The sequence below is a fragment of the Nostoc sp. LEGE 12454 genome, assembly GCF_056620565.1.
Window position 1 is genome coordinate 235,962 of the sequence record NZ_JBWQXL010000007.1, and the last position, 21,251, is coordinate 257,212.

Here is a 21,251-nt window from a genome sequence, read left to right on the forward strand (position 1 = left end):
TAACAATTACCCGGACATGATATAAAACACGCTTTATATCATTAAAACCGTGGCAACCGAAGCGATCGCGGCGACCTTATAAATATTAAAATAAAGCCTGTATTCATTATTGAATCAGGCTTTTAAGGTTTTTTAGAAAACTTGTATGGAGAACTTCAGTTTAATTACCGAATAGCAAATCCTTCCGGTCTGATTGCATCTTCCAAATCAACGCCCATCAGGTTAGCTCCCTGGATGTTTGCATTTGTCAGATTTGTATTTTCCAAGTCTGCGTTTTGTAGGTTAGCGGTTTGCAGATTGGCTCCCAAGAGGTTGGCTTTTTCTAGGTCTGCATCAAAAAGGTTTGCTCCGACCAAGTTTGCTCCCCAAAGGTTTACCTTGCCTAAATCTGCTCCTTGAAAGTTAGCCCCTTGTAAGTTTGTTTGCTGCAAGTTAGCCCTTTCTAAGTCTGCATTTTGTAAGTTAGCACCTTCCAAGTTTGCCGCTTGCAGGTTTGCATCCTTTAACATTGCTCCAGCAAGGTTACAGCCGACACATTCATTGGTTTGTAATAAATGCCTAACGTTATCTGCTACAGACACTATTGGCGATACAATCGGTGATATGACTGGTGCTGGTGATACAACTGGAGATGTTGCTGGTGCTGGTGCTGTTACAGACTCCATTGGTAATTCAACTGGAGCTAGTTCAGATTCCGTAGGTATGGATGGTGTTAGTGTTTGTGCTTTAGCGCTGGGCTGGATAAGCAGAGTAAATCCCGCTACAACTACCAGAAATACTGCTTTTACGAGCCACTGAGTTAATTTTTTAAAGTTTGATTGATTCATTAGTTCCTTCATAATCTGATTCCTATTGGTGCGCTTGCTTTTATAAGAGCCATCGATAATGTGCTTTATTTTCACTTTAGATAAGTTGATTGATAAGAGCAAATATTATTGTTATTCATATTGATAACTTCAAGTGATTAATAAATCTTTTTGGATGGGAAACGATCGCTGATTTGTTTGCTTATATCAAGAATTGCGATCGCGTGGAGCGTCCACTGGAGGGGAGCGATCGCCTCATGCTAGTTCCCAAGCATTGCCAGACTAGGTAAAAGTCGATATGTTTCACTTTTAATTAAGATAGAAAGTCCCAAGTAAATTAAGACAAAGGGGAAGATTTTGCGACCATAGCGAGTTAAAACGGGAGTCATCAGAGGATTACGAGTCAGGTTGTAAGAGAGTAAGCACCACATCCCAATACTGCAATAGCAAACACAGACAATTACGCCCAAACTTGGAAGATTACTACTAGCAAACAACGGTACATAAATTCCAATGTTGTTTCCTCCATTGGCAATGGTGACAGCAGAAACACGGTAAGTTTGAGGATCGCGGATGGTTGCGAATAGTGATTTCTTCTGGCGTCCAGATTTTACCGGAGAGTTTAAGTCAACTGACACTGCTTGCACTGTTTCTCCTTCCTCTTCTCGACTGATGAGATTACTGATACCAATGGTGATGGGAAGTAAACCTAGTAAACCAATCCAGCTGCTGGGAATGAGCAGACCACCGAAGAAACCAGGGAGACTAGCACATACTAAGGTAGTAAATCCCAAAAATTCACCGATAACAATATGCTTAGGACGAAAGTTACGATTGACTTTCCCGAAGAAAGCTGTCAAATATAAGTTGTCGTCAAAGGTAGTTGCAAAAGCGACAGAGATTCCAATCAATAATGTACTAATTAGCCAAGCCATAATTGTTGCTCACAGTAATTCAATGCTGTTTGTCTTAGTCCTCTCTGCTTCTCGATCTGAGGGCAGGTTAGGAGATTTTGTGACTGTTTTTCTAACGACAACCAATCGATAATCGTTGTTTATCAGCCAATTACCCAATTTTTAGAGGCATCGCCTCCAATCAAATTGGTGATTTTTTTCTCAGCAAGGTACCTTGGGAGCTCATGAAGTCAATATTATGGCTTTCAGCCAAATAAGAGCAAATACTCTTGTTTTTTAAAATGATAAATAAAGGTGATTGACAATTTTACTATACTTATACTCTTTGACACTCATGAGGAAAAACGGAAAGAAAAAACCTTTAACTTTTCCCTAAACTAAATTCTGAGTTCAAAATGCACAAAACGAGTAGTATTGAATACTGAGCTATTGTTTGAGAAACTTCTATGCATAGTTTACCGCCGTAGGCATCGCTCTTATTGAAGAGAACCCTTATCAGATGGTAAAGGCTCGGATATCCTTGACGGCTAGCATTCAACATCGGTAATATGACTAATCGCCCTCTGACTTCAGTTTTGAGATGTTCAGTAATGTTGAATTTTTAACTTGTAATTATGCTAACCAGTGTTGACCGTTTATTATTTGTCCGGCGAGTCCCGATTTTTAAGGAATTGCGGGATGATTTTATTGTGCGGCTCACTTCAGTGATGAACGAATTGTCATTTCCAGCTAATTACACCATCTTTCGACAGGGAGAAGAAGGGCGATCGCTCTATATTGTCGTCTCCGGTCGAGTTAAAGTTCACATTGGGAATAAACAGTTGGCAGAGGTGGAACAGGGAAAATATTTTGGTGAAATGGCAGTATTCGATACTCAACCTCGATCTGCCACTGCCACGACTCTAGAACCTTGTGAATTTTTAGAACTGACGCAAGAGCAATTATATGATGCGATCGAAGAAACTCCCGAAATTGCAGTGAATATCATTCGTGAGTTATCCCGTCTGATTCGCAGATTGAACGACGATATGAATGTAACCTCTTTGCGGAGTTAATACACAAATATAGAGACGTAGCACTACTACGTCTCTACAAGGCTTCTGGATAATGTAAAATGTGGTTCAAAATAAATGAAAACTGCTGTAAGTTTGATTATTAAACTCAGCACTCATCACTGCTTATTATTTAGGTTCACCCAGACCCGGAGTTTCTTCTTTATCAACTTTAGGCACAAAATCAGGACGTTCTTTGCTTTCCCAACCTGCGGGGCGTTTCGAGTTGTACCAAGCTATTGACCCAATGGTGACAGCGGCAACAAAACCAACGACATACACCAAGGTAAAAGCAACAGGAAAATGAGGGGCAGCATCTATAGCTGGTGCTGCTGTTTGCATAAATAATAAATTCATGAGTATATTCTCCACAGTTAGGTAACACTATTGAACACCCTATAAGATGAGCGTATCACCTAACATCCCTCTGTAGTTTAGTTTGAGCAACTTCATATTGCATAAAAAAGGGCAGAGGGGAGGGGGAGGTCGCTGACAGGTATAGGTTTGTTGCACCTGCTAGCCTTCCCCACTGCCTCTTCTTCAGCATTTATATCTTTGCCATGCAGACTCGACTATTTCAGCAATGATTTCTGTATAGGTCATACTACCCAAACGTCCCATAATTGGCAAGTCTGAGCGGATATGATGTAGCCCTGGCAATGGGTTAACCTCCATAAACTGCAACACACCGCTAGGATCGCAGCGCAGATCCACGCGGGCAGTGTCACGGCAACCAAGAGTATGGTAAGCATCCAGCGCCAGTTGCCTTGCCTGTGCTGCCAGTGGTTCGGGATCTATGAGCAAACGATAAGATACTCGTTCCAAATACTCATCTTTATTGAGGGTGGTGTAGGCGAAAGCTTCTACTTGTCCTGTAAAAATTACTTCCATCACACCTACTACCCGTGAGTTGCTACCGTTGCCAATAATGCCTACTGTTACTTCTCTACCAGGAAGAAAGGTTTCCACGAGTATTGGTTGCTGAAAAAGTTCGTGTAACACTTGATAAGCATTTACTAGCTCCTGATGTTCTTTGACAAGAGAACGCCCAGTTACCCCTTTAGAACTGCCTTCCGCCATAGGCTTAAGGAAAAGTGGCATTGGTAGCGACACAGCCGCTGCTTCTGCGGTAGTATTCACGACCTCAAAGGGGGCTGTTGGCAAACCGCGATCGCGCACTACTCTCTTAGTTAGTGCTTTGTCTAACGTCAGGGCGCAGGTAAGCGGATCGGAAAAGGTGTAAGGTTGAGCGAATAATTCGCAGATTGCCGGGACTTGAGCTTCACGAGAACGACCCTTTAAACCCTCAGCAATATTGAAAACCAGATCCCAGCGATCGCCTTTTGCCAAACGCAGAGCAAGTTCTCTACCATTACCGACACGTTCAACCTGATGACCTAACTGCAATAATGCAGTTTCTAGCCCGATGATGGTTTCTTCATCGTCGAACTCCATCACCTCTGAGGCACTGAAACCAGCCTGAAGATAGTCCGCCTTCAAGTCATAACACAGACCAATAAATAACCCCATAGCCCGATAATTCCCAGTGAGAAAGCTTTCTCTGTTAGCTTTAATGTACAAATTAGGTGTCTTAATTAAAGAATTTCGATTACTAAATCCTTAATTAAGTGAAAATATCTCATCAACAACATCAAACCATATAGGAGATTTATCATCAGGAGAACCGTTGTAGTTAGCAGTAATTTCTTCTCCCACTTCTATATCTCGGTAGGCAATCAGATCCAACTCTCGGTCAGCGAATTTTTTCACATAATAAGTATTGGGATTGTAGGAATGGTTGATCAAGGAAGATAAACCTAGAGCGATCGCCGCAGCTTTATCTTCCCAATCGTAGTAATAGTTGCCTAAAATTGTTTTATCTAGGAATTCAAGCTGGTCTGCGGGTATAACAACAACTGGCACTCTCTCAACGATCTCTCCTTTGAAAAAGCGCTTCTGTGCGAAGACACCTCGACCTTTTAGGTTGGTATTACCCACAATCAACATTCCAACTACTCTCCTGCGATTACTTAGTTTTTTGATTCGCCATCATCCAACACAACCATCCCGACTGGCTCTCTTAGATGATGGCGATCGACTCACATATTATATATAGATAGCATCAGCCCTACTCCACTGGATCTACATAGGTGTACGTCTTACCTGCCCAGTTTTGCACTGTAGCTGTACCATTCTCATAAGCAACTAGAGTCTCAGCTTGAATCGGGACTTTGCCACCACCACCAGGGGCATCAATTACATAGGTTGGTACAGCGTAGCCAGTAGTATGACCGCGTAATTTAGAAATTAAATCAAGCCCAGTTTGCACACTCGTTCGCAGATGTGCAGTCCCAACAACTGGGTCGCATTGATAAAGATAATAAGGTCGCACACGCAGCTTCAGAAGACCGTGAAACAGATTTTTCAGGGCTTTTTCAGAATCATTCACACCTTTTAACAGCACGGTTTGACTGCCTAAAGGAATGCCGCCATCAGCGAGGCGATCGCAAGCTTGTGCGACTTCTGGGGTAAGTTCCTGCACATGACAAAAGTGCACAGATAGCCAGACACGATGTTTACGAAGCAAGGCAACCAGTTCTGGTGTAATTCGTTGCGGTAAAAAACTCGGCACGCGCGAACCAATGCGGATAAATTCAATATGCTTAATGGCACGCAGCCGCCTAAGCAGGTTGTCTAAAGGTTCATCAGCCATCAAAAGAGGATCGCCACCGGAAATTAGCACGTCACGGATCTCGGTGTGTTCCTCCAGGTAAGCGGCGATCGCATCCAACCGCCGTGTTACTGGGTACATCTCACCTTGGCTCACCAAACGAGAGCGGGTGCAGTAACGACAATAAGCAGCACAACTATCTAGAGCAAGCAGCAACACTCGGTCGGGATAGCGGTGTACGAGTCCTGGTACTGGAGTGTCGCCATCCTCACCGCATGGATCTACCATGTCTGCTGGACTAACTATTAGTTCTTCTTGCCGTGGTATCACTTGTAACCGTAGCGGGCAAAGGGAATCTTCTGGATCGAGTAGCGATGCAAAATATGGAGTTACGGCTACAGCAAACTTCTCTGGTGCAATTAAAAGTCCCTGTTCTTCGGTAGCACTAAGCCTTAATAACTTCTGAAAGTGTTCCAGCTTAGTCAACCGATGCCGCATTTGCCAGCGCCAATCGTTCCAGCGTTCTTGGTTGTAAGTCTCTCCCAAAATCTGACAAATTTCTTCACACCGAATATCAGTTACTAGAGGATCTAGAGTAGTGTTTTTGATCATGATTAGACCGAAATTAAGCTGAGAATAATAAACCAATCACAGCCTAACAGAGTGCGGCGCAAATCCAGCTACCATCTCAATTAAGCAAGCAGACAAGTAGGGGCAATTCATGAATTGCCCCTACTCAAGTCCCTTGTTAAAGGTAAGCAAATTTTTGTCACAGTGTATTAGTATGTTTACTTAGATTTTTAGGTAAAATAAAAAAATCTACTTTCAGGTTTACGACAAGTATTTTTTCTATACACGATCTACTTCTGCTGTGATAATAGCGATCGCTCATACAACTTGTGTAAATAATGCAGCCAGCTAGATCGCATTTGATTACTGTTGGGCTAGCGATTGTGCCAAGAAGACAATATACATCTTGCAAAAGTAACAAATGCCAAGATGTTGGGGAAAGGTTAAAGGTTAAAGGGGAAATTCCATCCCTTTTCCCTTTAACCCTTCCCCTTTCCCCCACTTCTGCAAGAAGTCTAATATACTCGAAATTCTGAACTGTATTGAACTCTAGAATTGAAGCAACTGGTTAACTTTAATATTTAGTCATTCGGTATTTGCTTGAGTAAAGCTATCCACATATCAGATGGAGCGGAGTAATAATCAATTTCTTCAACTTGATATTGATAAGATTCACAACCTTCTCGTAAAATAATGCGATCGCAAGCTTTAATGCTTTTCCCTACTCCAGTCATGTACCCGATTGTTCCTTCATTGAGGCGCTCAAATATGTAGTCGCCTCCACAAACTTGTTGTCTGTAATCATGGATTTTATTCTTTTGTTTTAATTCTGTTACTGGAGAAATAACCAGAGCTAATTTATTTAAAAAACTAAAACTTAAGTTCATACCTATTATGATTGAAGAGAAGGCACTTAAAAACATTTGGAAAATAGAACTTATAATTTATTTAAAAGCCATTTTTTTAAATTTACAGTATTCTTAACCGCAGATTCAACTGTAAAATCACCTAACTGTTAGACAATATTTGGTGAGATATAAGTTTTTTGCTTAACTATCTAGTATTAATTAATAAGCTTTTTATGTCTTGAAAATGTCATATATGTATATATTTTAATATCAATATAATTTAGTCACTACTTGTCGTAGCTAGAGCTACATCTATCTGCTTCAGTAGTATTTCTAGGGTAGAAGAGTTATCTAAAACGACATCTGCATGAGCCACTTTTTCTTCGATGGACAATTGGCTGTTAATCCTGGCTCGTGCCTGTTCTGTATTTAAATAGTTTCGTTGTATCAATCTTTGTAGTTGTTGCTCTTGAGAACAACGCACTACCCAGATTTCTGTTACCAAATCAGTCATCCCAGCTTCAAATAATAGAGGCACTACTAACACCAGTATTTGTGACGAAGACTGAGCAATTGCTTTGAGAAAGCGATCGCGCACATCAGGATGAATCAAATTGTCTATCCAGTTGCGTTCATCTTGACGATTAAAGATAATTTCGCCTAACTTTTGGCGGTTGAGGCTGCCATCTGGTAGTAAAATTTGTTCGCCGTAACGCCCTGCGATCGCACCCAAAATAGGCGAACCTAAAGATACTGCCTCTCTAGCATAAATATCTGCATCCAAAATCGGCAGGTTATAAGTGCTAGCTAAATAATTAGTGACAGTAGTTTTGCCTGTGGCAATACCTCCAGTTAAGCCGATTATACGTTTTGTCATTTGTCATTCTCCCCTGCTCCCCTGCTCCTCTGCTCCCCTGCTCCCTCATCTAAGAATTTGTCGCCCATGCGATCAGTGCTTGGGTTAAACCATCTAAAGTGTATTCTTCGGCTTCTACATCCACACGTCCGAATAAATCATGGCAAGTTTTAGAGGTTTGGGGGCCGATAGAGGCAATACAAACTCCCTCTAATAATTGGCTAGCATCAGAGTTGTTGGAAAATATACTATTAGTAAGTTGACAAAAAAATTGTACAGTTTTAGAACTGGCAAAGGCGATCGCATCTACCTTGCGGTTTTGGAGAGCTAACTTTGCCGCAGGTGGAATACTACTAGGACAACAAGATTGATATGCCGCAACTTCTATCACCTTTGCTCCCTTGAGAGTTAATTCCTTGATTAAAACTTCTCTGCCACCGCTTTCAACTCTGGGAAATAACACCTTTTTACCATCTAATTTATCTGGGAAATTTTCCACTAAAGAATCGGCAACAAAGCTGGGGGGAATAAAATCTGCTTGCAGAGAGCGTTGTTTGAGACTTTGGGCTGTTTTCTCACCAACGACGGCAATTTTGATGCCAGCTAAGGCACGGCTATCTTTCCCTTGGGTAGTTAGCCTTTCAAAAAAGTAGTCTATGCCATTGGTAGAAGTAAGAATTAACCAATCGAAGTCAGATAAATGAGCGATCGCATTATCCAAAGCTTCCCAACTGGAGGGGGGGCCGATTTCTAAGGTAGGCATTTCGATGACTGTTGCACCTGATGCAATGAGGCGATCGCTAAATTGACTCGATTGGCCAACTGAACGTGTCACCAAGATCATTTTACCAGTAAGGGGAGATAGGGAGAAATTGCTTGACATAGCAGGGGGGCTAAAAGTTTTGCCTGTAGTAGAAACCTGACAATCTATTTTCTCAGGTTGTAAGTACTTGCGTAGCCCAACAACTTCGCCAATCACAATTACTGCTGGGGAAAGGGATAATCCGGCGGTTTGTTCCAGAATATTGCCTAGTTGCGCTGTCCAAATTTGTTGATCGGGAGTTCCTGCCCAACGGATGATGGCAATGGGTGTTAAGTGCGATCGCCCATGCCGCACCAGTCGATCTACAATCTCTCGTAGATGTTGCCCTCCCATCAAAATTACCAGTGTCTCTAAACGTGACAGCGCCTCCCAGTCTAAAATCTCTGGTTCGTGAGCTGTAAGCACTGCAAAAGTGCGGCTTAACACCGGATCTGTTAAAGGAATTCCTGCCAACAAAGGTGCTGCAAGGGCTGAGGAAATTCCTGGTACTAGTTCAAAATCACAACCGGATGCTTTCAAGGCTTCAATTTCGGAAGTGCAACGCCCAAAAATCAACGGATCGCCTGATTTGAGCCGTATAACTTGTTTTCCTTGCAGACAGTGCTTTACCAGTAACTTGTTAATCTCTGCTTGGCTTGTACTGGGTTTGCCACCGCGTTTGCCAACATCTAACTTTAGGCAATCATCTGGTACGCACTGCAATAATTGAGCATCTACTAAAGCATCGTAGACTAACACTTGAGCAGTAGCTAAGAGATTGTAAGCTTTTACTGTCAGGTATGCTGCATCTCCAGGCCCAGCACCTACGAGGTAGACTTTGCCTTTGTCATTTGTCATTTGTCATTTGTCATTTGTCATTAATTATTCTCCCCTGCTCCCCTGCTCCTCTGCTCCTCTGCTCCTCTGCTCCCCTGCTCCCCTGCTCCTCATGCCCCATGCCCTTGATTCAATTCGCCTGGGTATTAATTTTTTGGATTAGCCGATCGACTTGCTCAACCATTTCCTTGTTTTTCTCAGCTTGGAATAATTCTCTGGCTTTTGTGAGATTAACGATCGCTTCTTTTGGCTGTTGTTGTCTTCCCAAAGTGATTCCCAAATTATAGTAAGTGAATGCATCGTTAGGTACAAGGCTAATGGCTTTTTTGTAATGTGCGATCGCTTCTTGAGGTTTACCTCGATCGTCCATCGCATTTCCTAAACCTGTGTAAGCTTGTGCGTGTTTGGGATCGAGACGAATCGCTTCGGTATAGTTGGCAATTGCTTCTGTGAGCTTGCCTTGAGCGTAAAAAGCACTTGCTAAATTATAATGAGCGTCTGCATAGTTGGGAGCGAAGCTGATGGCTTTTTTGTAATGTGCGATCGCTTCTTCTAGTTTGCCTTGAGCGTAGAGAGTATTTCCCAAGGCATTATAACCTGCTGGATTTTTCGGAGCGAGGCGAATGGCTTCGGTATAGTTGGCGATTGCTTCTGCTGGCTTTGCTTGAGCGTACAAGGCGTTTCCTAAGTAATAGTAAGCGTCTGCATACTTAGGATCGAAGCTAATAGATTTTTTATACTGGGTAACTGCTTCTGCTAGCTCACCTCGATCGTAGAGAGCATTTCCTAAACGGGTGTAAGTCGGCGCATAATCTGGTTTTAGACGAATAGCTGCTGTATATTCGGTAACTGCTTCTTTTAGCTTGCCTTGAGCGTAGAGAGCATTTCCTAAGTTATAGTGAGCTTCAGCATACTTGGGTTCAAGGCTAATGGCTTTCTGATATTGGGCGATCGCAGGTTCTAATTGATTCAGTCTTGCTAAAGTCAAACCCAGATTAAAATATGCTCTAGAGTCTTGAGGATCGAGACTAATGGCTTTATTGTATTGAGCGATCGCTTCTTGTGGTTTCCCTCGATCGTCGAGAGTATTTCCCAAGGCAATATAAGCTTGTGCAAAATTGGGTTCTAGTTCAATTGCCTTCCGAAAAGCCGCCTCCGCTCCTTTTAAATCTCCCTGTTTATAGAGATTGCTTCCTTGCTCGAAGTTAGCAACTGCGTTTTTGTTCCGAATAACTGCGGACTGAGTATTTTGAATTTTTGCTAAAATAACGCCAACATTTTGACCAAAGGCAGTATTTCCATTACTCAAACACAAGCAGATAATAGCTGCTACCAGTAAATTCTTGTTTTTCAGCATTTTTCTTACCTTACCTGCTTGGTTTACATCTAATATCAAGTTCGGTTAATTGCCATCAGAAAAATACCCCATCTCAGCCCTTCCTTACTTGCTATTCGGGGAGCAAAAGCGTAGCTTTGGCGGAGTTATAGCAGGAATTATAAGTGATTAAGCTAACTTGATACAAGTGTAATCTCATATAAATGTCTATTTGTACACAATACCCGGATTTCTCACCACACCTCGAATGCAGGAGTAATGAGTAGTGAGTAAGGAGTAATGAGTAGTGAGTAAGGAGTAATGAGTAGTGAGTAAGGAGTAATGAGTAGTGAGTAAGAATGTACAAGTTCTTGCACTGGTATTGCGCCTGTTGCTCTTTTACTTATTACTCATTACCCATTACTTATTACTCATTATCAAACGCTTCATAAGCTTGTGAGAAATGCGGGAATAGACATTTCAAAGTCCCTCTCCCAATCTTGGGAGAGGGATTTAGGTTGAAAGCTCATTGATTGATGCAAAAAGTCTAATAGATAGTTCTTTATTAAAACTAAAAAGTCGTTTTTTAAGTAATTGCTGACACTTTTGTTTCCATCAATTTAACAATCGCTGCAATTAATTTTTCTGGGTTAAGAGGTTTGGATAAATGCATCTGAAACCCAGCCTTGAGGGCTTTTTCTTGGTCATCGTTTCTCGCAAAGGCAGTCAAGGCAATTGCTGGAATTTGCCCACCTTGTTCTGGTGTCCGAGTTCTCACTTCATGTATTAACATATAGCCATCCATATCGGGCATACTAATATCGCTTACCAACACATCTAGCTTGACCTCTGCTAAAGTTTGTAATGCTTCTTCAGCGGAAGATACTGCCATTACAAAAGCCCCATCTTGCTCTAATACAAAAGCAACAAAATCTCGTGAATCAGTATCATCATCGACAACTAAAATCTTGATGCCATTCAGAGGTAAGGAGTTACTAGCTAAGAATACAGGGTAATTTTGTCCATCCGTCAGCCTTGGACTTGCATCTGGCAGAAGCGGTAAGCTAACAGTAAATATTGCCCCTTGACCCTCACCGTGGCTATCTGCTTTGACGATGCCGCCATGCATTTCGATGATATTACGCACAATTGCTAATCCCAGTCCTAATCCACCAAAATTTCTCGTAGAGGTGCTATCTGCTTGGCGGAAGTAATCAAACACGAATGGCAAAAAGTCAGCGCTAATTCCCTTACCCGTATCGCTAACGATTATTTGAGCATAGCCATCAGTTTCCTGGAGTCGCACTTCTACCTTTCCTCCTCTGGGTGTAAATTTGATTGCGTTAGAAAGGAGATTCCAGAAGACTTGCTGCAAACGAGTCGAGTCGCCCATAATTTGTCCCACACCCGGTTCAAATACTGTATTCACCTCAATCAACTTTGTTTCTGCTGCTAACTGCATTGTCTCCAGTGCCGACAATACCGTAGACTTGAGGTTAATTTTCGCAGTATTCAGCGTCAGTTTGCCTTGTAAAATTCTGGAAATATCCAGCAAGTCCTCAATAAGTTGAACTTGTAAGGTAGCATTTCGCTCGATTGTGGCTAGGGCTTCAGATGTCTTTTTTTGGTCTAACCTGCGGGTTTGCAACAACTTTGACCAGCCGAGAATTGCGTTGAGTGGAGTGCGTAGTTCGTGAGAGAGGACGGCTAAAAATTCATCTTTAATTCGATTGGCTGTTTCTGCTTTCGCTCGTGCTATTTGTTCTAATTCCAGCAGGTGCGCTCGTTCTTCGAGTATTTGTTTTTGTTCGTGGATATCCGTACAGGTTCCAAACCACTTGACTACAAAACCTTGCTCATCTTTGAGTGGTAAACCTCGCGCTAGCTGCCAACGATAGGAGCCATCAGCAGCTCGTTTAAAGCGATATTCGTTGTTATACATAGTGCTATTTTCGACAGCATCAGACCAGACTTTATCAGCTCTTTGAACGTCATCTGGATGCAATGCAGCCAACCAACCAGAACCCAAAGATTGTTCTAACGTTAGCCCAGTGTATTCGCACCAATTTTGATTAAAAAAATCGCATTCACCGTTAGGTTTAGTTGTCCAAACAAGTTGAGGAATTGCCTCAGCCAAGTAACGGTAGCGTTCTTCGCTTTGTCGGAGAATTTCTAAAATGCGTTGACGTTCAAGAATTTCTTGTTGTAATTGTTCGTTAGTCTTAGTAATTTCATTGGTGCGAACAGCAACCATTTCTTCGAGATGATTCTGGTATTTTCGCAGTTCCTCCTCTACCCATAAGCGCTCGCTTATTTGTGTTTGAAGTTCTTGATTTGTCTGTTCTAATTGAGTAGAGCTAGGAAGTGCCAATGCTTGTGGAACTAAAGGCATAAGCTCTAATGCTGTAATTACAGATATTGTGGCAGTTACTGCTTTGACAAACCCCGACACCCAATAGATTGGATGCCAAAGTGTCCAAATCTCCATTAAATGAGTGGTACCGCAAGCTACGATAAATCCACTAAATAGTAGAAAAATCCAATCAAAGGGCAAATCTTTTCGCTTGCGGACAAAGTAGAAGAGTGTAGCTGGAATCGAATAATAAGCTAGTGCAATGAATGCGTCAGATAATATATGTAACCAAACTAAATTCGTTTGCCATAGATAGCAGTGCCCATGTGGAATAAATGAGTCTGATGTCAAAAAGTTAGCCCACAATTCTGATATTATATTTGACATAAACACTTGATTGTTTCAGCTATAAAATCTACTATTAAATCTCTGTACTTGCTTAAATACTATTCTAGTACCAAAATATTAGTAATACAGTGTATCTAATTTCTGTACTGCTTAAGGAGACTACAATATGTCTTTACAAAACAAAAAGGCTGTTAGGATCATTGCTGTTTTGCAAAAATAAATCATTTAAGATTCCCAATATTTTCTCTTCTAAAGCCTAAATAAATTCATTGTGGTTATGGAGCTTGTCGCGCATCCGATTGCAATTGTAAGGGCTGTGAAGAGAGCGGTCAAACTTGTGGAACTTGCGGACATAATTATGGTATACAATAGTAAGTTACCAAATAAAAACCATTCTCACCATAATGATGGGAATGGCAAAAAATTAGGAGACACAACAGGAAAACTTAATCTCTGCAATTCTCATTAAACTTAAGATTCGCTTGACTTAGCACTCATTTTATCTAACAGCTGAGTGATTTTTTTAGCTTTTTCAGGTTGGCGCTGTTTTTGTAATAAATCTTTAGCTTGTATCAGGTTAGTTTTAGCTTCTTCTTCTCGCTCTTGCTGCATGAGGATATTCGCCAGACGCAAGTAAGCATCAGGATTTTTCGGACTGCGGCGAATTACTTCCCGAAATAATTCTGTTGCTTCTTCTACTTGTCCTTGCTGGTTTAAAACATCTCCCAAAAACAAGCGCACTACATCATTAGTAGAGTTGATGGAAATCACTTTGCGAAAAGCTGCTTCTGCGCCTTGGTAATCTTTTGCTTGGGCAAGATTGATACCTTTTTGAAACAAGTCTGAGGTTATCAAAGTTTTCCAAGCGAAATAGCCAAGGATTGACAGACTCAGAACAACTACAACAGCAGCGATAATCGAACTAGTAGGAAAGGTTTCTAGCATTGTCTAAGCCAAAAGACAGGCGATAGGAAAAATCAGATATTCCATAAAAAAGAGTTTCCAGATAAATTGGTAGAATTGAGCGATCGCACTTTTCTCTTGTAAGTCTACCGTCAAACTCCGCAACCACAGCCAAGCCAACAGTCCCAAATGAGTAACTACCAAGAATATAGCGTTAACTGAGGCGACGTTTAGCACCCCAACCAGAATTATTCCCAGATAGCAGGCAGTTATTACCCAAAGAGACAGATTGAACACAGCTTGAGGGCCAAGTTTGATGGTGAAAGTAGTAATATTGTAGAGGCGATCGCCTTCCATATCGGGGATATCTTTAAAGATAGCGATCGCAAAGGTAAACACCAAAATAAATAACGTTAGCACCCATACCACAGGCGGAATTGTTTGGCTTTGTTGCAACGCCCAACTGTAATGCAGATATAAACCTAAGTTCACAATCGTACCGCGCACCGAAAAAATACACAGCGCCGCCCAAACAGGAAACTGTTTTAAGCGAATTGGCGGTAAAGAATAAGCACTACCAATGGCCAAACTAATTGCTACCATGCCCAATAAAAACGGGCCAGTTAGCCACGCCACAACCAGCGCCAAAATCCCAGTAGAAGCGACAATTAATTGCCCTGTTTGCTGAGAAAACTCACCAGACGCTAAGGGTAAATGAGGCTTATTAATCTTGTCAATTTCTACATCTTCTAATTGATTCAGCCCCACAATATAAACATTGCCACACAGACAACCAATCCATGCACCAAAGACAGGGAGTAGGGAATAGGTAGAGACGCTATTCATTGTGTCTGTAGAGATATGATTAATCGCGTCTCTATTTATAGCAATGGCAATTAAATATAAACCCAAAACACTCAGACTTGTACCAATAATTGTGTGAGGACGAGAGAATTTCCAGAAGGCGTATAACCACTGGAAATATGATTGAACAGGTTTGCCCGGTAAAGGGCTGTTTTGAGAACTTTGGCTCATGAGTAGCTTAAATACAGTATTCTGATTGGTTGTTAATCATTGTCACAGAATTTGGTCATTAGACTTCTTTCATGAATCAATGAGCTTTCACTCTTCTTCTCCGTGCCCTTTGCGGTAGCCTGCGACAAGCCGAAGCGTCTACGTTATTCTAAACTTATAACTTCTTGCGCCAACTCAAATCAAGAATGCAATTAATTTTATACAGTAAACCCGGCTGTCATTTATGTGAAGGCTTGCAAGAAAAGCTAGAACAAATCCAAAATCTCAGTTTCGAGTTGGAAGTTAGGGATATTACGACTCGTGAAGATTGGTTTGCGGCGTATCAGTATGAGGTGCCGGTGCTTTATTTATCGAACCGCCAAGGCGCAGAGGACGCGGAGGGAAGTGAGAAACCATTGCCGCGTCCTTCTCCTCGTGCTAGTGTGCAGCAGTTGGAGCAAATGTTGCGTAAATATTTAGCCAATTAGAAAAAAATAATGCAGAATAAGCGCAAGATCAAGAATGTGACGAGGTTCACAAAATGAAATTGCGGGAATTACTAACAGCGGTGGACAGTGTTGAGCAATTGCCTAGTTATCCAATGGAAGATGTGGAAGTTAGGGGTTTAAAGACGAATTCTCATGCTTGTCGTGTGGGAGATTTGTTTATTGGGATGCCAGGAACGCGGGTTGATGGTGGGGAATTTTGGCAAAGTGCGATCGCATCGGGGGCTGTAGCTGCGATCGTTTCTCCCGAAGCTGCACAAAAAAATCCTCCCACAAATCAGGCTGTGGTCATTAGTGCAAGTAACATCACTCAAGCTTGTGCGCAGATAGCCAGTGCTTTTTACGGTTATCCAGGGCGAAAACTCAAGTTGGTAGGCGTGACTGGTACAAATGGTAAAACTACAACAACTCATCTAATTGAATTTCTACTCAACAAAGCTAATTTAGCTACAGCTTTGATGGGAACTCTTTACACTCGTTGGGCAGGTTTCGAGCAAACTGCTGCCCACACTACGCCCTTTGCAGTAGAACTGCAACAGCAGCTAGCAGAGGCTGTAAATGCTGGTAGTGAGTTCGGGGTGATGGAAGTCAGTTCTCACGCTTTGGCCCAAGGTAGAGTGTTGGGTTGTGAATTTGAGGTGGCGGTATTTAGTAATCTTACTCAAGACCATCTCGACTATCACAGCGATATGGAAGATTACTTTGCCGCCAAAGCGTTGTTATTTAGTCCTAATTATCTCAAGGGACGGGCAATAATTAATGCTGATGATTCTTACGGGAAACGGTTAATTGCGTCGTTAGATTCCGAACGAGTTTGGAGTTACAGCGTCAACGACAATAGCGCTGATTTATGGATGAGCGATTTAAGTTACCAGCCAAATGGTGTTAGTGGGACATTACATACACCAAAAGGTGATGTAGCTTTTCGATCGCCCCTAGTTGGACAATATAATTTAGAAAATCTTCTCGCAGCCGTCGGAGCAGTTTTACACTTAGGGCTAGATTTGCAGTTAGTGGCAGCTGTGATACCTGAGTTTCCCGGAGTTCCTGGACGGATGGAACGGGTACAGATTAGTACTGAGCAAGATATTAGCGTGATTGTGGATTATGCCCACACGCCCGATAGCTTGGAAAATTTATTGAAAGCTGCGCGTCCGTTTATACCTGGCAAAGTGATTTGTGTATTTGGTTGTGGAGGCGATCGCGATCGCACTAAGCGCCCAAAAATGGGTAAAATCGCTGCTGAGTTAGCTGATGTGGCTGTGGTGACATCAGATAATCCCCGAACTGAAGATCCAGAAAGGATTTTGCAAGATATTTTGGCGGGAATAGCTGACACAGTGCAGCCAACAGTAATTTGCGATCGGGCGATCGCAATTCGTACCGCTATTTTACAAGCACAACCCGGTGATGGAGTGCTGCTTGCTGGTAAAGGTCACGAAGACTACCAAATTCTCGGTACCGAAAAAATCCATTTTGACGACCGAGAACACGCCCGCGACGCTTTACAGCAAAGACTTAACGTACAAGCTTAATTTGGGCATTGGAAGAGGCAGAGGGGCAGAGGGGCGGAGGGGAAAGACTTACTGCAACTTCTCCCCGCTCCCCTGCTCCCCTGCTCCCCTGCCCCCCTGCTCCCTCGTGGGTAGAGTTTTTTATAGTTAATGTTTCTTTCCGTGGTGATTTTGTAAAAAATGCACACATAAAGGTGAAAATCGAAGACAGAATTATTTCTTGCTTCATCCAAGTTGTGCTTGACTCATGAATGTTTCTCTGGCTAAGGATCTGTCTGTTTATCAACTGGTTATGGGAGTGCAAGCGCCTCCGAAACCATTGTCCCTCAGTCCTGCTACTCTGCTATCGCTGGTGAGAGCGCAAATTGACTTACTCATTGAGCAGCAAATTGCAGCCACTCTATGGGTGAAGCTACCACCAGATAAAATTTGGCAATCAGAATTAGCGCGTTATCAATCCTCGGTAGGTGCGTCTAGTCTCATTTATACTTGCCAGATTGACGAGAGTATGAAAGGGGAAGCAGGGGAAGCAGAGGAAGATAAGGGAGAGGGAAGATTAAATATCTCCTCATCTCCCTCATCTTCATCATCTCATTATGTCCCCGTTCACCTACCACCAGATAGCCAAATGCGACGGGAAAACTTTCTGATGGTGTTATCGCCACAGTTTTGCAGTTTAATTTTGGCTCATCGACCACTTAAAAAACGTAAAAATAAGACATTGGGGAAGGTAAATACTAATAAAAACCAGCCGTTGCTGATTATAACTACTGTTGAGGGGAGAGTAATTCAGCAAGTATTAAATAGTATCCAACAAGCAATTGTACCAGAATCATCCTCAATTTTACCTGCTAGTTTTATTTGTCCAACCGTGCCCCAAGGCGCACTCATGAATCAACTGTTGGCAAAACAACTCCTCCGACAAGATGAAATTAATCGTCAAATCATCACAGTACGCACTAATAAGTTGGAGCAGCAAAATCAAGAACTGCACAACAAAGAGCAACTCAAAGATGAATACCTGAAAAATGTCTGTCAGGAACTACGTATACCCTTGACGCACATGAAAACAGCACTTTCATTATTAAATTCCCCTAATCTTAAACCCCCGCAACGACAACGTTATTTACAGATGTTAAATACCCAGTGCGATCAGCAAAACTCCCTGATTACTGGTTTCTTGGAACTAGTGCAGCTAGAACAGAATTTGGACGGGACGACTTTGGAGTTGGTGCGTCTCTCAGATATAGTACCTGGAGTAGTTAGTACCTACCAACCTGTAGCCCAAGAAAAAGGAATTATGCTAGCCTACACCGTACCGACTGAACTCCCATCTGTTTGGTGCGTGACTGGTAAGCTCAGGCAAATTGTGATTAATCTGTTGCACAACAGTCTTAAGTTTACTCCTAATGGAGGTCAAGTATGGGTGCGCGCCCGTAATCAAGGCGATTATGTCCAATTAGAATTCCGCGACACAGGTATCGGTATTGCCGAAAACGAAATTCCCAAAATCTTCGATCGCTTTTATCGCGTGCGTACAGCAGCAACCGAAGATTATGGTGGTGCTGGGTTAGGGTTAACGATAATACAGCAATTGCTGCTGCGCTGTGGTGGATCTATTTCTGTAAAAAGTAAATTATCTGAAGGTTCTACCTTTACAGTACAACTGGCAACTGCTGGTAATATCCCAAGAGCGATCGCTACAGAAAATGAGTTATGAGTTATGAGTTATAAGTGATGAGTTAAAAATTCATAATTCATAACTCATCACTCATAACTTATAACTCCTATTGCATGGGTTCAAAAATCAGAAGATAGCTTGTGGAGATATTTTATATTCGTAGCGAGAGACAAAATAAGCACCAACTTGTTTGTCACTGTGATGACGGAAACCAAAACGTTCATATACTGCTCTAAGGCGCGGACGTGAAGCATCGCAATATAATGTCTACCAAGTGTTTGTGCTTGTTCAACAGCCCAAGCTAGAAGTGCTGAAAAGATTTTACCGCCAGAGTAATGCCGTCGAACTGCAAGACGATGTACAAATGCTGACTCTTCCTGAGAAATGTCGGGCCAGAAAAGTAAATCTTCTAGTTGAAACTTGATTGTACCAGCTGGTTCACCTGCCCACTCAGCAATAAAAAACAAGCCGTTAGCAACATCTTTAGAGATACTTTCTCGCGAAACCTCACTCTCATGCCACAGAGGCCTACCACTCTGCTGGAGCCAGAAAGCTGCTTCTAATAGCACATCCGAAACGATCGCCGTATCTTGTATGGTTGCTTGACGAATTGAGATGTACATTTAGTTATCAATCGTAGTTTGAGTAAAACAACAGTAAAATTCAAAAAAAATTTTATAGTTTATTTTCCAATACAAAACCTGCTAAAAATCCTCTCTAAAACGGATTCTGTTACTTCCTCTCCAGTAATTTCTCCTAAAGCTTGAATTGCACCTCGTAAGTCAATTGTCCAAAAATCAAGAGGTAACTGATGAACAATTGTTGCTTGCACCTGTTCCAAAGACATTTTAGCTTGAGTTAAGGCTGCTGCCTGCCTCTGATTAATAGCCAAATCCATATCAGCAGCTTGCACTTTTCCAGATTGAACTATCTCTAAAATTGCTGTTTCTAAAGCATCAATCCCTTGATTTTGGGCTGCGGCTGTGACAATTTTAGATTTTGGATTTTGGATTTGGGATTGAAGAGTTGTTCTTTTGCTTTCTTCCACTAAATCGATTTTGTTAATCACTATAATCAACGGACGGTGTTGTACTTTTTCATAAATTTCTTCATCGCCTTCTGTCCAACCTGCGGAAGCATCGATGGTAAGCAAGACTAAATCAGCTGCATTGGCAGCACGACGCGATCGCTCGACGCCAATTTTTTCCACTTGGTCTGTTGTTTCCCGAATTCCCGCTGTATCTAGCACTTGTATGGGAATTCCTCCGACAACTAACTGAGATTCGACAACATCGCGGGTTGTACCAGGTAAATCAGTCACAATGGCGCGATCGCTCCGACTCCAAGCGTTCAATAAACTCGACTTACCCACATTTGGACGCCCGACAATTGCCACTTTTAAACCAGTGCGCAGCAACTCACCTTTATCTTTGGTTTCCAATAACTTAGTTATTTCTGCGGCAATTTTATCGATTGCTGATACAATCGCTTTATCATCCAACGGCGGAAGGTCTTCCTCAAAATCAATCCGAGCTTCAATTTCTGCCAAGATATCCAAACAGTTAGCGCGTAACTGCCGAATCGGATGAGCTAATTTTCCTTGTAAACCAGCTAAGGCACTTTGAGCCGCTTGGGGCGATTTAGCTCCCACTAAATCAGCAATACCTTCGGCTTGAGTTAAATCTAATCGTCCATTCAAAAAGGCGCGGAGAGTAAATTCTCCCGGTTGCGCTAGTCTAGCGCCATTTTCCAAACACAGTTGCAACACCTGCTGCACTGCCATAATTCCCCCGTGGCAATGGAATTCTACAACATCTTCACGGGTGTAAGAACGGGGTGCTTTCATAATCAACAACAGAGCTTCATCCACTATTTGTTGCGTCTGGGGATGGCGAATGTAACCGTAGAGAATCCGGTGACTTTCCCAAACTTGTCGCCCTGGTGCATGAAATAGACTTTGGGCGATTGCCATTGCTTGAGAACCGGACACCCGCACAATGCCAACACTACCCTGTTGGGGGACAACAGCAGTGGCGATCGCGGCTATAGTTCCAGTAGTAGCAAACAGTTCTGACATGAGCGCCCTTTATTAAGAGTGAGGAGTAAAAATCATAACTTATAACTCATAAGTTTCTAAATAGTGAGTATTTAGACTAATGAGATACCAACTGGCAAGGTAAAATTTACCTGTAGGTCATACCTGATAGTAAAGAGTTAAGAGTGAAGAGTTAGAGATAAAAATCATGACTCACAACTTATAA

Annotated in this window: 20 protein-coding genes; 4 read left to right on the plus strand and 16 right to left on the minus strand. The window is 42.2% G+C overall.

The window, feature by feature from the left end:
• Positions 1-164: 164 nt before the first annotated feature.
• The gene (locus AC1F2U_RS10510; RefSeq protein ID WP_480261112.1) at positions 165-827 is read right to left on the minus strand and encodes a pentapeptide repeat-containing protein; all 663 of its coding nucleotides are present in this window, start codon (positions 825-827) and stop codon (positions 165-167) included.
• Between the two features lie 239 nt (positions 828-1,066).
• Positions 1,067-1,741 (minus strand): cadmium resistance transporter, encoded by a 675-nt coding sequence (locus AC1F2U_RS10515; RefSeq protein WP_480261049.1) that lies wholly within the window; start codon positions 1,739-1,741, stop codon positions 1,067-1,069.
• A gap of 593 nt (positions 1,742-2,334) precedes the next feature.
• On the opposite strand from AC1F2U_RS10515, the gene AC1F2U_RS10520 reads away from it, so the two are divergent.
• On the plus strand, positions 2,335-2,775 hold the full coding sequence (locus AC1F2U_RS10520; protein ID WP_069074674.1) for a Crp/Fnr family transcriptional regulator: 441 nt from the start codon (positions 2,335-2,337) through the stop codon (positions 2,773-2,775).
• 126 nt (positions 2,776-2,901) lie between these two features.
• On the opposite strand, the gene psb35 is transcribed toward AC1F2U_RS10520, so the two are convergent.
• The 11 genes from psb35 to AC1F2U_RS10575 all read right to left on the minus strand — a co-directional run bounded on the left by psb35 (position 2,902) and on the right by AC1F2U_RS10575 (position 15,310).
• Entirely contained in the window at positions 2,902-3,129 is a 228-nt protein-coding gene (gene psb35, locus AC1F2U_RS10525) for a photosystem II assembly protein Psb35 (protein ID WP_480261050.1), read from the minus strand.
• 183 nt (positions 3,130-3,312) lie between these two features.
• Positions 3,313-4,302 carry a D-alanine--D-alanine ligase family protein gene (locus AC1F2U_RS10530; RefSeq protein ID WP_480261051.1) on the minus strand — a complete coding sequence of 330 codons (990 nt, stop codon included), beginning with the start codon at positions 4,300-4,302 and terminating at the stop codon, positions 3,313-3,315.
• A gap of 90 nt (positions 4,303-4,392) precedes the next feature.
• Positions 4,393-4,779, minus strand: a complete 387-nt coding sequence (locus tag AC1F2U_RS10535) for an SET domain-containing protein (RefSeq protein WP_480261052.1) — start codon at positions 4,777-4,779, stop codon at positions 4,393-4,395.
• Between the two features lie 121 nt (positions 4,780-4,900).
• Positions 4,901-6,055: a KamA family radical SAM protein gene (locus AC1F2U_RS10540; protein WP_480261053.1), complete on the minus strand. Its 1,155-nt coding sequence runs from the start codon at positions 6,053-6,055 to the stop codon at positions 4,901-4,903.
• A gap of 539 nt (positions 6,056-6,594) precedes the next feature.
• The gene (locus AC1F2U_RS10545) at positions 6,595-6,900 is read right to left on the minus strand and encodes a hypothetical protein (RefSeq protein WP_480261054.1); all 306 of its coding nucleotides are present in this window, start codon (positions 6,898-6,900) and stop codon (positions 6,595-6,597) included.
• Positions 6,901-7,141: 241 nt separating this feature from the next.
• Positions 7,142-7,738 carry a dephospho-CoA kinase gene (gene coaE / locus AC1F2U_RS10550; RefSeq protein WP_480261055.1) on the minus strand — a complete coding sequence of 199 codons (597 nt, stop codon included), beginning with the start codon at positions 7,736-7,738 and terminating at the stop codon, positions 7,142-7,144.
• 49 nt (positions 7,739-7,787) lie between these two features.
• Complete coding sequence (gene cobA, locus AC1F2U_RS10555; protein WP_480261056.1) at positions 7,788-9,377, minus strand: uroporphyrinogen-III C-methyltransferase; 1,590 nt, start codon at positions 9,375-9,377, stop codon at positions 7,788-7,790.
• Between the two features lie 109 nt (positions 9,378-9,486).
• On the minus strand, positions 9,487-10,713 hold the full coding sequence (locus AC1F2U_RS10560; RefSeq protein WP_480261057.1) for a tetratricopeptide repeat protein: 1,227 nt from the start codon (positions 10,711-10,713) through the stop codon (positions 9,487-9,489).
• Between the two features lie 544 nt (positions 10,714-11,257).
• The gene (locus AC1F2U_RS10565; RefSeq protein WP_480261058.1) at positions 11,258-13,411 is read right to left on the minus strand and encodes a hybrid sensor histidine kinase/response regulator; all 2,154 of its coding nucleotides are present in this window, start codon (positions 13,409-13,411) and stop codon (positions 11,258-11,260) included.
• Positions 13,412-13,843: 432 nt separating this feature from the next.
• The gene (locus tag AC1F2U_RS10570) at positions 13,844-14,317 is read right to left on the minus strand and encodes a tetratricopeptide repeat protein (RefSeq protein WP_480261059.1); all 474 of its coding nucleotides are present in this window, start codon (positions 14,315-14,317) and stop codon (positions 13,844-13,846) included.
• A gap of 3 nt (positions 14,318-14,320) precedes the next feature.
• The gene (locus tag AC1F2U_RS10575) at positions 14,321-15,310 is read right to left on the minus strand and encodes a homogentisate phytyltransferase (RefSeq protein ID WP_480261060.1); all 990 of its coding nucleotides are present in this window, start codon (positions 15,308-15,310) and stop codon (positions 14,321-14,323) included.
• Between the two features lie 185 nt (positions 15,311-15,495).
• On the opposite strand from AC1F2U_RS10575, the gene AC1F2U_RS10580 reads away from it, so the two are divergent.
• A complete protein-coding gene (locus AC1F2U_RS10580; RefSeq protein ID WP_480261061.1) occupies positions 15,496-15,777 on the plus strand; it encodes a glutaredoxin family protein in 282 nt (93 codons plus the stop codon).
• 53 nt (positions 15,778-15,830) lie between these two features.
• The gene (locus AC1F2U_RS10585; RefSeq protein WP_480261062.1) at positions 15,831-17,330 is read left to right on the plus strand and encodes a UDP-N-acetylmuramoyl-L-alanyl-D-glutamate--2,6-diaminopimelate ligase; all 1,500 of its coding nucleotides are present in this window, start codon (positions 15,831-15,833) and stop codon (positions 17,328-17,330) included.
• Here the strand turns inward: AC1F2U_RS10585 and AC1F2U_RS10590 are convergent.
• On the minus strand, positions 17,314-17,538 hold the full coding sequence (locus AC1F2U_RS10590; protein ID WP_480261063.1) for a hypothetical protein: 225 nt from the start codon (positions 17,536-17,538) through the stop codon (positions 17,314-17,316). The two genes, AC1F2U_RS10585 and AC1F2U_RS10590, sit on opposite strands and share 17 nt — an antisense overlap.
• A gap of 18 nt (positions 17,539-17,556) precedes the next feature.
• Here AC1F2U_RS10590 and AC1F2U_RS10595 point away from each other — a divergent pair, with 18 nt between their 5' ends.
• Entirely contained in the window at positions 17,557-19,029 is a 1,473-nt protein-coding gene (locus AC1F2U_RS10595; protein ID WP_480261064.1) for a DICT sensory domain-containing protein, read from the plus strand.
• 80 nt (positions 19,030-19,109) lie between these two features.
• On the opposite strand, the gene AC1F2U_RS10600 is transcribed toward AC1F2U_RS10595, so the two are convergent.
• Positions 19,110-19,613, minus strand: coding sequence for a GNAT family N-acetyltransferase (locus AC1F2U_RS10600; protein WP_480261065.1), 504 nt, complete (start codon positions 19,611-19,613; stop codon positions 19,110-19,112).
• A 59-nt stretch (positions 19,614-19,672) separates the two neighbouring features.
• Entirely contained in the window at positions 19,673-21,067 is a 1,395-nt protein-coding gene (mnmE, locus tag AC1F2U_RS10605; protein WP_480261066.1) for a tRNA uridine-5-carboxymethylaminomethyl(34) synthesis GTPase MnmE, read from the minus strand.
• Between the last annotated feature and the right edge of the window lie 184 nt (positions 21,068-21,251).